Source organism: Streptomyces sp. NPDC046821 (assembly GCF_040645335.1).
Lineage (GTDB): Bacteria > Actinomycetota > Actinomycetes > Streptomycetales > Streptomycetaceae > Streptomyces.
Genome location: NZ_JBEYYB010000001.1, coordinates 773031 through 785458, shown reverse-complemented (window position 1 = coordinate 785458; position 12428 = coordinate 773031). Strand labels below are relative to the sequence as shown.

The following is a 12428-nucleotide window of genomic DNA, read 5'->3' as shown; positions in this document are numbered from 1 at the left end:
GAACGGGGCCGCCCCCGAAGCCGATGGCCGCGTCTCCGAAACGAACGGGGACGCTCCCGAAGCCGATGGCCGTGCCCTCGAAACACCACACAGGAATGCGCGGTTGCGCGGGCCGGAACGGCGAGGCACGAACGCGCAGAGTTGGGCGTCAGAATTCCCAACGAGATTGATCCCAGGTGCGGCTGGCCTGTTCCGCGGTGGCGTGTCCCACTGGCCGAGGTGCAGCCCAAGGCCCCGAGGCACGGGTATTCGGAGGGACTCTCCTTGGTGCTCTCCTGGCGCCTTGCGCAGTGAGCAGACGCCGGAGTGTCGGCTGCCAACCCGGCAGGAGATCCGTGCGGGAGGGGCCTTCCCTGGCGATTCGTCCCAGCCGCTCGTCGCCCGACGGAGGGCGCTCTGGCAGGGCTCCGCCACCGTCACGGACGAGGCAAAGCAGCCGAATCCCTGGTGAGGAGGGGTGCACGGTTCCGCATCGGGCCGCCCCGCACTACGCCCAGCAGCCGCTTCGGACGCGCCGGAGGTGATGTGGCGTTCGTCATATGGGCGAGAGCGTCGTCGCGTCAGCCGCCGGGCTGGCGGCCACCGCGCGGGACGCCGACACGGCTCAGCGACTCCGCGTACGACCCTAAGCGGAATCTCTGGCTGCCTGTTCTCCTGGGCGCCGCACCCGCGTGCGGGCCTGCCTTGGCTCCCTGCCCGGAGTCAAGAGGGCATGTGACCTTGGTGCACATCCCGTACGCGATGATGCACGGCGGAGTCGTACGTGACTGGGGACGTTCAGTGGTACGTCCCCCCTCCTCGAGGAGGGGGGCAGCCGCAGTCAGGCGGCGGGCTGCAGGATCGTGTGGCCGGCGGCGCGGGTCTGGAGTCGGTCGGCCACCGAGTCCGGGCCAAGTTCCGCGAGAGCCCACAGGGCACTGAGACGGCGGCCGGAGGACCAAATATTGATCATCGGTGGCCGGAACGGCGTCACGCCGATGTTCCGGGCGGTGAACGGGGCGGGGTCGAGATAGGTCATGCCGCCGGTTCACACAGATACGCGCGGGCGCCGGTCGCGGCGGCGAGGTCCGCGAGCCGGACGGATCGCCCCGGCCGGGAGGGCAGTCGGCTGCTGGTGAGGATCTGTCCCGGCCAGCCGAGACGGTCCAGCAGGACGCGGGTGGACATCTCGGCGACCGTCGCTGTCCGTCCGGTGGTAAAGGCGTCCAGCACCGGGACCGGGGCCTTTGTGAGGGCGGGCCATTGCGGGCTGTCCACGTAGTGCTGCCGCACCATGCCCGCGGTCCGGCGGTGGGCCAAGGCGGGGTCGTCGATGACGGCGTCCCGGATGAGAGGGGACCGCCCGCTGGGGAGGCGGGTGGGGATGGTGAGCCACTGGTCGCGAGCCGGGTCGTCGAGGGCAGCAAGCGGGTGCGGTGCTGGTAGTCGCGGCGAGTGAACTGGGCGTCGTCCAGGGCGATCCAGTAGTCCGCCGCGAACAGCTTGGCCAGCGTCATTAGCCTTGGGAACAGGTTGGGCTGGTGGATCGCGCACAGCCCGCCCGGTTCGGGCAGGTCAGGAGATGAGTCGGCTGGTGAAGCCGTCGTGGATGAGAGATTCGTACGCGGCATGCACGTCCTCCGGGACCTCCTGCTCGATGGCGAATCCGAGCTTCGGATACTCGATGACCCGCTGGAGGTCGCCGACGAGCATGTCCAGGACGAGCTTCTCGTCGCCGATGGACTTCACGTAGTCGTCGAACTCCAGCGGTTCCGACGCGCAGAGGATCTCGACGTCGGGCCACAGCTTGCGGGCGGTCGCGAAGGACCGCCTTTCCATATAGGGCTTGGGGACCACGCGAAAGGGTGATGTTCTGCCCGGTGTTGTCCGCGTTGGGCTCGAGATCGCCAGCGCCGCGGCGGGCGAGGGCTTGCTTTTGGTGGGCCACCGACCAGTCGTCGGGTTCCTGGAGGTTTTCGAAGTCGCGGGTCGCGGCCTGCAGGACGCGGGTCGCATAGTCGTGGTTGCCGTCCTTGCTCAGCGCGGTCCCCACCCACAGCCGGGCCCTGGCGCGGTCACGGCGGGAGAGTCGGTCGTCGACGGCGAGGGTTTCGTAGTGGTGGGCGGCGATCTCGAACTTCCCGGACATCTCGGTGACGACCGCGAGGGAGAGGTCGAGCTGGGCGACGCGGCGGGGGATGTCGAGCTGGGTGAAGACGGGGCGGGCGCCGGTACAGGCGATTGTCACCACGGAGACGGCTCGTTCGCCCCATGCCCCCGAGGCCCGCACCTGCCTTAGACGTCGTTTCTTATGGCGAGAGGTCTGTCGGCATCATGACGGGAGCTACAGGTGCCTGGGAACGACCATGCTGCGTTGACGGAGTTGTGGCATCAGCGTTGGCCCGACTGCGATCCGATCGGGCACTTGCTCCGTGGCGTATACGGGGAAGTGTGGGTGCGCTTCCACAGCCTGCCGGAATCGAAGCGCTACCCCGGGGACGAGAGCGAGTACACGGTTGTCCTGGAGCGCTACAACACTGTGCTGGACGAGCTGTTCGCGGGTGCGGACGTGTATGTGGTCCGTCCGGTGTGGACGACCGAACCCGATGTCCCCGCTCACGCGCCTGACGTGGGCCATTGGCGGACCCTGCTGGTAGCGGACGACCCCGATCCGGAGTTCCGTACCTACTACCACCTCTTCGCCGACCGCCGTCCCTGGCAGCGTGGGTGCATCGACGGCCTGCTGCGTGAGGTCGCCGATGACGAGGTGGCGGACGTCCTCGTTACCGATGTTCGGATGGAGCGCATTTACCACCCCTACGATGGTGGGGCCGACGTCTCTCTCGCCAGTTCTGCGGAACGGAACCGGCTTCGCGACAGGCACGGTGACTGGCTTTCCAGTCACCCGGATGGCCTCTGAGGATCTTCTTGATTGCTGCCTTCTGCGTCCTTCTCCCAGTTCAGGCGGTGAGTCGGCGAAAGCAGATGAACAGCGCGGCTATGCCGACGAAGGCGAGGAAGTGCTCAGCCTTGCGTTCGTAGCGACGGTGGAGCCGCCGGCAGCCGGCGAGCCAGGACACTGTTCGCTCCGCCACCCAGCGGTGGCGGCCGAGCCGCTGTGAGGACTCCACGCCCTTGCGGGCAATGCGGTGGCGGATGCCGCGCTGGCGGAGCCATCTGCGCAGGTGGTCGTAGTCGTAGCCCTTGTCGGCGTGTAGTTTCGCCGGGCGTCGCCTTCGAGGTCCGCGCCGGGAACGGATGGGCGGGATCCCACGCACGAGCGGCTCAAGGCCCTTGCTGTCGTGCATGTTGGCGCCCGAGATGCCCAGCGACAGGGGAAGCCCGTTCCGGTCCGTGAGCAGGTGAATCTTCGACCCCAACTTGCCGCGGTCGGTCGGATTCGGTCCCGTCAAGGGCCCCCCTTTGCAGCCCGGACACTGACGGAGTCGATGGCGCACCGCGACCAGTCCAGTTCGCCGCGGGCACCGAGTTCGTCGAGGACGACACGGTGGAGCCGGGCCCAGACGCGGTCCCGGCTCCACTGGGCGAAGCGTCGGTAAACCGTCTGCCAGCACGGACCGAACACAGGCGGGAGCTGCCGCCATGTGCATCCCGAGGTGGCCACGAAGATGATCGCTGCCAGGGCCTCGCGATCACCGGCTCGGCGCCGGCCTCCGCCCTGCGGACGCTTCAGCTGCGTCGGCGGCACCACTCGCCGAAACAGCACCCACAACTCGTCCGGCACCAGCCGTTCAACCAGATCCGTCATGCATGGTTCAACGAACGATCACGCCATAAGAAACGACGACTTAGAGCCTTCGGGACCAGCCGGGTGCCAGTGGTGAGGCACCGGGCGGCAGATGTCAGGAACGGTCGCGTACGACGGCTGGCCTTGGCTCCGCGTCCGGTCCGGGCTGCGGCACGATCCGCGGCAGGGCGGCGGGACGCAGGGCCCAGTGCACGCGGAACTGTTCCAGGATCTTTCGGGCGCTGTGCGGGGACACGGTCATCTCCAGGCGCGCCTCGGCCAGTCGCTGCAGGTCGCCGGGTGTCTTGTAGGGGCCGGTGTAGGCCGCTTTGCGGGCCGCGAAGTTAGGTCGCGCAAACACTTCGAGCAGGGTGCCGATGAAGTAGAGGTAGCAAGAGAACTCCTCCCACCGCTGGGCAGATTCGCCGACGGGGTCGGTGCCTTCGGCGTGGGGAGGGTGTACGGCGTGTGCCAGGTGCAGGACGCGCTGCTCGAGTTCGGGGTTGGCCCGACTGGAATCGGCCTCGCGGATCAGGGTGATCAGGGTGTGCAGGTCGTGCACGGTCTGCGCGGTGGCGGTGGAATCGTCGTGGCGGGCCAGTAGCGCGCGAAATCCGGCCAGGGCTTGTGCGGCCTCCTCCCACAGCACTTCGCGGGCCAGGGCCGCCAGTCCGGGCCGCCGGGTACGCCGGTGGGTCTCTGTCACCTTGCGGGTGTAGCGGATGAGGTCGCGTGGGAGCCCGCCGGACAGCGCGTGGACAAGTGCGACGAAGGGGTCGGTGAATCCCGGGACCCGTATCTGCAGCAGCTCTCTGGACTCCTCCAGGGTGCGCGCCTCGATGACCAGGACGTCCTCCAGGGAACTGTCGGTGACGTCGCGGGTGGGCAGTCCGCGGCGGATGAAGGCCGACCCGATGTCCTCCGACACCGACAGCACGAAGTACACGCGCGGTACGTCGAAGATGGCCTTGATCTCGGCGAGGAACGCGCGTGCCTGCTCGCTCGAGCCCAGCCGGTCGAGCTCGTCAATGCCGACGAAGACCTTCCAGTTGTCCTGGCGCTCGATGGCGCTGATGCGGGACAGCAGACTCCGGAACTCCCACACCAGCTCCGGGTAGGTGAAGGTGCGGGAACTGCTGCCGCTGGTGCGGCCGAATCCCAAGGTGAGCGCGCGGGCCGACGTGCCGAGCGAGGTTGACGTGCCGACAGACTGGATGTGCTGCAGCAGATTCAGGTAGTTGTGGCAGTCGTGCACCAGGCGCCGCACCGGCCGCCCGGTGAGCCAGCTCCTCGGATCGGCCCGCCACAGCAACAGCGCCCCCACCACGAGCATCACCAGACGGGAGATCACGGGATGCTCCTGCCATGCGGTCAACGTCCACTCCCACAGACCCACCGCCCATCCCGCGGCGGCGGGGCGAGTGGACTGGTAGACGGCATCGACGAGATCGCGGACTTCCCTCTGGATCGCCAGGACGACCAGGCCGAGCCCGGCCAGGAGCTGGGCCCACCGGCGGGCCGAGTAGTACAGGCGCCGGGGGCGGTGTGCTGCGCGGGCCCGCGAGCGGAACAGAAACGGGGTACGCGGACGGCGGCCGTACAGTGCGAGGTAGTCCCGGCACACCGACTGGAACAGGGAGAGCAGGAACTCCTCGGGGCGGTAGTTGGCCGGCGTCTGGATGATGGTGTGGAAATGCAGTTCGGGAAAAGGACCGAGCCGGCCCTGGCAGGCCTTCTTCAGCAGGGTGCTCTTGCCGACGCCCCGTGGCCCGCAGATCGCGATCGCCCCACCGCTCATCTGATCGAGCTTGCGCTGCAACGTGGCCTCGACCTGCGTCGATATCCAGTACCGGGAGTTGCCGGCGTCGATGAGACCGTCATGGCTGCGGGCCACCAGCAGTGACTCGTGATCAGGTCCGAGCAGCGCCGTCATCTCGCGCCGCATGATCGGGTCCATTGTCTTCTTCAGCCTGACGAGCGCCCACCAGCCCAGGCGCACCTCGGCGTCGGCCGCGCATGCGGTCCACAGCACGGCGTATAGGGCGGTCTGTATTTGGTTGACAAAGTTGTTCCGGTTATCCGCGTTTCTAAACTCTTTGACGCCGCAGTAGCCCAGAGGCCAGATAAGGACCGTGATACCCACCCACCAGGGCATCCCGACCATTGCATCCGCCAGCCAGTAGGCGAGCGCCACCAAGAACATGAGCGACAGGAAGGGCGTGGTGCGGCATCGCTCCCGGGACTCGATGAGGCTTTGACGCAAGGAGTCGACGCGAGCCGCTCTGCGGCGCAGATCGAAGTAGGAGAGATCGGCCCGCAGCACTTCGGCGATGATCCGGGGCTGGTCGAAGGCCTGCCGCAAGTGCTCGTCCGTGGTCTGAGGCCGGTCCGGGTCCAGATACGCCCGGATCTCTGGGTGCTCGGTTGACGCCGTCACGGCACGCTCGTACCAGGGCCGGATCCGCCGGGGCTCCAGGTGCCAGATTCCGCTCGGCATCCATGCCTTTCCTCTGAGTAGCGAATGCATCCCGGGGCCCGACAGCAACGGGAGACCGTAAGGGGCTGACACCTTACGCCCCGTGCGGAACCCCTGGACCAGGGCAGCATCGTAGGAGTCAACATGCTCAACAGGGCTCGGCTGGAAGAAAGTTGACGCAATGTCGCTGGTAGCAGCTGGCGGTCGCGGCATTTCATGGATGCGACCCATCGAGGTCCGGGGGCGGACACGGCCGGCGCACGCGTGCCAGCGAGGAGCAACTGCACTAAGGAGAGGGCGACTTGGCCGGGCGGAACATGGCGTACCTGCGCAGGCACGAGGTGGAGAAGCTCCTCCACCTGGACAAAGGCGAGCTGGACCGACTGCTGGAGGAAGACGAAGACTTCCCTGAAGGGTCCCGAGAACCTCACAACCTGCTCGACCAGGCACTCGGCAAGGAGCCCCCCGTGACGTGGGACGGCGGCTCGGTCTACATCTGGGCCGCCCGCTCAAGTCGGTTTCGTGAGCGAGGAGCCGTGCTACTTGATCCTGCCCTGGACACACGGTCCGTCGCGCCCGGCAAGTGGCTCGGATTCCAGCCCACCTCGCAGGGCCCGGCCATGGACTGGGACACCGACCTTGGCATCGTGCGCATTGTCCACACCACTCGCCAAGGCGCAGCCTGCGCTATGGCCGAAGAACTGGCCGAGGACTTCGGAGCCCAGGGCGTGATCACCGTATGCGCCCTGTTCGGTGATATCGGATCTCGGGACCGGCCTTGATCGCGGCCGACACGGCGCAGCCGTTCCTGGAGTATGAGACCCAGTGGGGCCTTGTGACCCGGCTCGTCGGCCAGTCGCTGCCCTGGTGGCCCCGTGCGCTGCGACGCTCCGACGTGATCAGCCAGTGGTCGCCGGGCGCACCCGTCACCCTCGCCGAAGTCCTGCCCGACGAGAAGGAGACCACCCTGCGGCAGGCAGCCACCGTCCGATGGCCTGATGACGCCGCCAAGACGGCACTTGTGGACCTGGCCAACTCCCTGCGCAATCAAGACATCGACAGCCTCGACAGTGAGATTCGCATCTTCGCCGAACACGGTGGGAGCCCCCACGGCGACCCGCTCCTAATTGCGGCCCGACACCGCACCGACGGCTACCCTCTGCCCCGCACACACGACCGTGATCTGCCCGCTGCAGGCTGGCGCGCCATCGCTTCCAGCCAGCTCTTCGAAGCCTACGAACCCATGGAGATCGGCATGCACTACGCCGCCGATCTCCTGCCGTACGGCCCGCGCACCGAAGTGCGCCTGCGAGGCCCCGCCGCTGGCCGATGGGGGCAGCAGCTCACGGCGTGCACACCTACCGCCGTACACGCCGTCCTCGCCGGTGACGCCCATGACGTGACCTTCTACACCGACCGCACCACCGGCATTCCCATCGTCCGCAAAGGATCCTCCCGCGACGGCACCTGGCTCTTCCTGGCCCCACTGCAGCTAGAGGATCAAGGCGCCCAGCTCGAGTCCGTGATCCTGGAAGACACCGTGTGGGTACAGACCACGGACGGCCGGATCCATCCCGGGCCGTGTACCCCAGACGACCACCTGTGGTGGGGCCCCGGCGGAGGGGACCGGCCCACGGAAGCCGCCTGGGTCATCTCCCAGCTCATGGACGACATCAGTACGCGAGTGAGCTTGGCCGACCACTGGCACCACGCCCCCGCCGGCCTGACGAAGCTCCTCAACCAAACCCGCGGGTCCGGCACCGAACTCCCGAGGGCCGTGCTCGAGCATGCCCGGACGCAGCAGGTCGACGGCACTTCTTAGCCGACGGTCCACGCCGCCTCACCTTGATTCTCGCCACTCCTGCTGGTCCGCGAGCAGGCGAGAGGGAAGTGCGGTGCCGGCGGGTCTTACCCGCCGTCTGGGTGCGTGCCCGGCCGTCGAGCTCGACCAGGCCGTCATTCAGACGCAGTACCCCCCCGGTCGCCCCGGGCAGCCGGCGGGGTGTAGGTGGAGCCGGTGATGGCGATGGGTGAGTCCGTGAGAAGCTCGCCGATCTCGTCGGTGGTGCGGCCTTTCGCCCAGCGCACGCAGTACCGGCCATCAGGCCGGTGAGCTGGGGCGGTGGCGCCTTCATGCCCCCAGCAGCTCCACCACAGATACGCCCGCGTCAGCAGGGCACTGCGTAGCGGGGGTCCAGTAGTGGGCGAGGTTCATCTCGGTGGGCGTAAGCAGTGGGGCGTTCTTGAGGAGCTGCCGCTCGAAGGGCTCATCCAGCAGCACAAGGTCCCATCGGCCCAACTGGCCGCTGGTATCGAGGAGTTCGAGGGGCGAGCCGGTCGGCAGGTGGCGCAGGACGAGGCTGCGCTTGCCGACCGACTCCAGCCTCAGTCCGGGCAAGCCGGTCAGCTCGATCGTGCCGTCGTTGTCGGTGCGCTGGGTGGGCAGCTGGAAGCGGGCGATGCGGGCGGCGCAGCTCAGCCGAAGGACGAGGCGATCCGGCCGGGGGCTGAGGCCGCCGAAGTAGAGCAGAAGGTCGGGAAAGCTCCGGCCATCCATACGGTCAAAGGGGTGCTCGCGATCGCGGCTGAACAGGCAGGTGTGCAGCATCGCCTGGAAGGCCTGCTGTCCTTGATCCGGGGTGTCCAGGACTGGCTGTGTCACTTGTCGTGGATGTCGTTTCGAGGTGACTTCGGGAGTCACTGACGGTGTCTCGGCAAGATCAATGTCTGCGAGAAGTGATGTCGGTCGCCGGTCGCGAGGAAAGTCCGCCTGCGGCTGACGCGAGCCGTCAAGTCGCCTAGCCTTCAGGCCATGAGCTTGGATGTTGAGCTGCAGGAGTTGGCTGCCCAAGAGGGGCTCGACCTGGATCTGCTGCAGCGTCTTGTCCGCCATCCTGGCGCGCGCCGTTGCGTGGCTCGGCGGCGGGACCTGCCCGTGGAGTTGATCGAGGAGATCATCTTGCTTGGTGCGGCCCGCACCATCGCCGCCAACTCGTCGATGCCCGCCGGCGTGAAAGAGCAGCTGGCCGGACACCCTCGGCCTGACGTCCGCGCCGCGCTTGCCGCCAATGCGTCCGATGATCCTCCGGGTCTCTTGGTCCGCCTGTCGGAGGATGCTGATCCCATGGTGCGCGAGTTCCTGGCAATGAACGAGCGCTTGGATCCGCCGATCCGCGCCGGCTTGGCTGCGGACCCGGAGCCGCGGGTGCGCGTGTTGGTCATCGAGCATTGGCGGGACGCGCCCGAGGAGGTCTGACGCTCGTGGTTGACCGCCCCGGAGCCTGATGTCAGAAGGGCGGCCGTCCGCGCGTACCCACCGCCGTCAGACCTCTTGTCAGGGCTGCTGGCCGATCCCGCCACCCGTGCCGTTGCGGTTCGGCATGCGAAGCCGTCAGCGGACATGGTCACCGATCCGGACGTGGAGGTCCGGCTGGCCCTTGCCGACCATCCGGCCTTGCAGGCCAGCATGCGTGATCAATTGGCTGAGGACCCGGACATCTTCGTCCGCAACGCCATCGCGGCCCGCGTCGACACCCCGGCCGCGCTCCGCGACGACCTAGTGACAACGCTGGAAACGGACGATCCCCGACTGGAGTGGTTCCTGAGCTTCGCCCGCCAGACCCATGCCTGCCCACCTCCGGCCCCCACTCCCGAGGCGCGTAGCCGTGAGCAGGCAGAAGAGCTCCTGGCGAGAGCCGGTCTGTAGTCTCGCGAACGACGAGAATCGTGCCGGGCTGTCAGCTGGCGCGTTCGGCCTGTGCTCCGGTGTGGGCCAGTCGGTAGGACTCGGTGCCGGTCTGGATGATCGCGCCGTTGAAGGTGAGGCGGTCGACGATGGCCGCGCAGAGCCTGGGGTCGGTGAAGGTCTTGGTCCAGCCGCTGAAGGACTCGTTGCTCGCGATGGCCACGCTGTTCTTTTCCTCACGCTCCGTCAGAACCTGGAACAGGAGTTCGGCGCCGCGGCGGTCGAGTTCCATGTAGCCCAGTTCGTCGAAGCAGAGGAGATCGACGCGGCCGTAGCGGGCGATGGTCTTGGACAGCTGCTTGTCGTCGGCGGCCTCGACGAGCTCGTTGACGAGTTTGGTCGCCAGCACGTAGCGGACGCGGAAGCCCTGCATCGCCGCCTCGGTGCCGAGCGCGATCAGCAGGTGGGACTTGCCGGTGCCGGAGTCGCCGATCAGGCAGAGCGGCTCGCCCTTCTTGACCCATTCGCAGGTGGCGAGGGTGTTGATGGTGGCCGGGTCGATGCTGGTGTTGGCGTCGAAGTCGAAGGCTCGCAGCGACTTGTCCCTGGGGAAGGCGGCGGCCCGGATCCGCCGTTCGGACCGGCGCCGGGCCCGGTCGTCGCACTCGGCCATCAGCAGTTCGGCGAGGAAGCCGCGGTAGGACATCTGGTCGTGGCCGGCGCTGTCGGCCATCTCCTTGAACTGCTGGCGGATGGTGGGCAGCCGGAGCATGCGGCATGCCTGGTCGATGGAGGCGGTGGCGGCTTCTTCGGTCAGGCCTCGCTTGCGCATCATGATCCTTCCTTGTCTCCGGCCGTGCGGCCGCGTGGGGTCAGCAGCTGGTCGTAGTGGGCCACCGAGGGCAGCGGCCGGTTGTCGGGAGGCAGGTGTGCGAGGCGCCAGTCGGACAAGGACGTCACCGATGCAGCCGGCCCGTCGCCGTCGGGCAGCCCCTTCCCCGCGGCCGGGGGTGGGTCATCGATCTCGGCGAGCTTGCGGGCCTCCAGGGCGACCGCGTCGGAGGTCAGCGCGCCGACCCGGTAAGCAGCAGCCAGGCCTGCGACGACCTGCTCGTGGTCCATGTGCCGGCCAAGCAACAGCACCTCGATCAGCGCACGGGTTCCGGCGGAATCCCCGTGGGCGGCCTTTGCAGCCGCCCACCACTTGTCGTGGACCGGGGTGAAGCGTCCGGCCGAGCGGGCCTGCTCCAGTGCGGTCGAGCCAGGGAAGGCACCGGGCTTGCGCAGGAGCGCTTCGAGGTAGTGGTCCAGGACCAGGCAGGAGCCGCCGCGGCCGCCGAGTCGCTCGTGGCGGGTGACCTCGGTGCGGCCGTCGAAGACGATCAGGTCGTTGGCGTGCAGCAGCACCCGGAGCTGGCGGCCGATGAACCGCACTGGCACCGAGTAGGCGTTGCCACGGACGTTGACCTGTCCGAAGCGGTCGACGCGCGGGGTGAACCAGCGTCCGGTCTCGAACAGCTCGGTCGGCAGCGGCTTCAGCAGCGACTGCTCGGCGGCGAAGTACTCGCCGACCGTGCGGGTCCGCGACCGCAGTCGGCGGCCCTCGTCGGCAAGGTCCCACGCGTCGACCATCACGTTGAGCTCGGTCAGGGACGAGACCTCTGGAACGGGGACCAGGTGGTTGCGGCGGAAGTACCCGATCTGGCCCTCGACGCCGCCCTTCTCGTGGGCGCCCTCGATGCCGGGACGGCAGTAGAACGGTTCGACGCCCCAGTGCGAGCGGAACGCGGTCCAGCGGTCCGCTTCCACCCGGCCTCGGGTCAGTCCGAGGACCCGCTCCACTGCGGCCCGCAGGTTGTCGTAGCGAATGTGGCCGCGCGGGATCCCGCCCAGCATCCGGAACGCGTGCACGTGGCCTTCGAAGAACGCCTCCTGGCCGGCGGTGGCGAAGACACGGTGGACGGCCTTGCCGGAGTACGACAACCGCAGTGAGAAGAGGTAGACCTTCGTCATCTTCCCGGCGAGCACGATGTGGAACTCGCCGAAGTCGACCTCCGCCTCGGCCCCGGGCAGATGGGTCTGCGGCACGAACATAGCCTGCGGCCCCAGCCCCGCCTCCCGCCGCACCTCCGCCCGCCGTTCCTTCACGTGCACGCGGACCATCGGATAGGAGATGTCTCGGGCCTCGTGCTCGTCGACCAGACGGTCGAAGATCCGCTGAGCGGTGTGCCGCTGCTTCGACGGCGCGTCAAGGTCCGCTCGAAGCATGTCATCGATCAGTTGCTTGTACGGGTCCAGCCGGGACTCGCGCCGGCGCGGCTTCTTCCGAGGTTCGGGCCACTGACCGTCCAGGCCCCGGCGCACCGTCCGCCAGGTGACGTTGTACTTGCGCTGCAGGGCTCGTTGGGACAGTCAGTTGCGGTCATGGTCACGGCGAATCGCGGCGTACAGATCTACCTTCGACTCCGACATCAAGCCCCCTATGGGAGATGCACACTCCACGCTCCCACCGCAAGACCCCTGCTGACGTCAAAACAAAC

12 protein-coding genes and 2 pseudogenes are annotated in these 12428 nt (G+C 67.9%); 5 read left to right on the top strand and 9 right to left on the bottom strand.

Features of this window, described 5'->3' with window-relative positions; translation table 11 throughout:
- Positions 1 to 820: 820 nt before the first annotated feature.
- The 4 genes and pseudogenes from ABZ893_RS03615 to ABZ893_RS03600 form a co-directional block, all read right to left on the bottom strand.
- Positions 821 to 1018 carry a hypothetical protein gene (locus ABZ893_RS03615; protein WP_361396004.1) on the bottom strand — a complete coding sequence of 66 codons (198 nt, stop codon included), beginning with the start codon at positions 1016 to 1018 and terminating at the stop codon, positions 821 to 823.
- On the bottom strand, positions 1015 to 1365 hold the full coding sequence (locus ABZ893_RS03610; RefSeq protein WP_361396137.1) for a WbqC family protein: 351 nt from the start codon (positions 1363 to 1365) through the stop codon (positions 1015 to 1017). The genes ABZ893_RS03615 and ABZ893_RS03610 overlap by 4 nt, the downstream gene beginning before the upstream one ends.
- Before the next feature lie 189 nt (positions 1366 to 1554).
- Positions 1555 to 1882, bottom strand: a pseudogene (locus ABZ893_RS03605) (YdcF family protein); the annotation flags it as partial.
- Positions 1880 to 2209, bottom strand: a pseudogene (locus tag ABZ893_RS03600) (hypothetical protein); the annotation flags it as partial. The pseudogenes ABZ893_RS03605 and ABZ893_RS03600, both read right to left, overlap by 3 nt.
- 225 nt (positions 2210 to 2434) lie before the next feature.
- Between ABZ893_RS03600 and ABZ893_RS03595 the strand changes: the two are divergent.
- Positions 2435 to 2899, top strand: a complete 465-nt coding sequence (locus ABZ893_RS03595; RefSeq protein WP_361396001.1) for a hypothetical protein — start codon at positions 2435 to 2437, stop codon at positions 2897 to 2899.
- Between the two features lie 40 nt (positions 2900 to 2939).
- Here the strand turns inward: ABZ893_RS03595 and ABZ893_RS03590 are convergent.
- A protein-coding gene (locus ABZ893_RS03590) for an IS5 family transposase (protein WP_361396135.1) occupies positions 2940 to 3739 on the bottom strand; the annotation gives its coding sequence in 2 pieces (ribosomal slippage) (positions 2940 to 3398 and positions 3401 to 3739; 798 coding nt in all).
- Between the two features lie 103 nt (positions 3740 to 3842).
- Positions 3843 to 6089: a hypothetical protein gene (locus tag ABZ893_RS03585; RefSeq protein ID WP_361395998.1), complete on the bottom strand. Its 2247-nt coding sequence runs from the start codon at positions 6087 to 6089 to the stop codon at positions 3843 to 3845.
- A 416-nt stretch (positions 6090 to 6505) separates the two neighbouring features.
- Here ABZ893_RS03585 and ABZ893_RS03580 point away from each other — a divergent pair, with 416 nt between their 5' ends.
- Entirely contained in the window at positions 6506 to 6985 is a 480-nt protein-coding gene (locus ABZ893_RS03580) for a hypothetical protein (RefSeq protein ID WP_361395995.1), read from the top strand.
- Positions 6982 to 8025 (top strand): hypothetical protein, encoded by a 1044-nt coding sequence (locus ABZ893_RS03575; protein WP_361395992.1) that lies wholly within the window; start codon positions 6982 to 6984, stop codon positions 8023 to 8025. The genes ABZ893_RS03580 and ABZ893_RS03575 overlap by 4 nt, the downstream gene beginning before the upstream one ends.
- Positions 8026 to 8334: 309 nt before the next feature.
- Here the strand turns inward: ABZ893_RS03575 and ABZ893_RS03570 are convergent, their stop codons facing one another.
- A complete protein-coding gene (locus tag ABZ893_RS03570) occupies positions 8335 to 8865 on the bottom strand; it encodes a hypothetical protein (RefSeq protein ID WP_361395989.1) in 531 nt (176 codons plus the stop codon).
- Between the two features lie 150 nt (positions 8866 to 9015).
- On the opposite strand from ABZ893_RS03570, the gene ABZ893_RS03565 reads away from it, so the two are divergent.
- A complete protein-coding gene (locus ABZ893_RS03565) occupies positions 9016 to 9459 on the top strand; it encodes a hypothetical protein (protein ID WP_361395986.1) in 444 nt (147 codons plus the stop codon).
- A gap of 75 nt (positions 9460 to 9534) precedes the next feature.
- On the top strand, positions 9535 to 9909 hold the full coding sequence (locus tag ABZ893_RS03560) for a hypothetical protein (RefSeq protein WP_361395983.1): 375 nt from the start codon (positions 9535 to 9537) through the stop codon (positions 9907 to 9909).
- Positions 9910 to 9940: 31 nt separating this feature from the next.
- On the opposite strand, the gene istB is transcribed toward ABZ893_RS03560, so the two are convergent.
- Positions 9941 to 10723, bottom strand: coding sequence for an IS21-like element helper ATPase IstB (istB, locus tag ABZ893_RS03555; RefSeq protein WP_361395980.1), 783 nt, complete (start codon positions 10721 to 10723; stop codon positions 9941 to 9943).
- Positions 10720 to 12300, bottom strand: a complete 1581-nt coding sequence (gene istA, locus ABZ893_RS03550) for an IS21 family transposase (protein ID WP_361396132.1) — start codon at positions 12298 to 12300, stop codon at positions 10720 to 10722. Before istA ends, istB begins: the two co-directional genes overlap by 4 nt.
- Positions 12301 to 12428 lie beyond the last annotated feature (128 nt).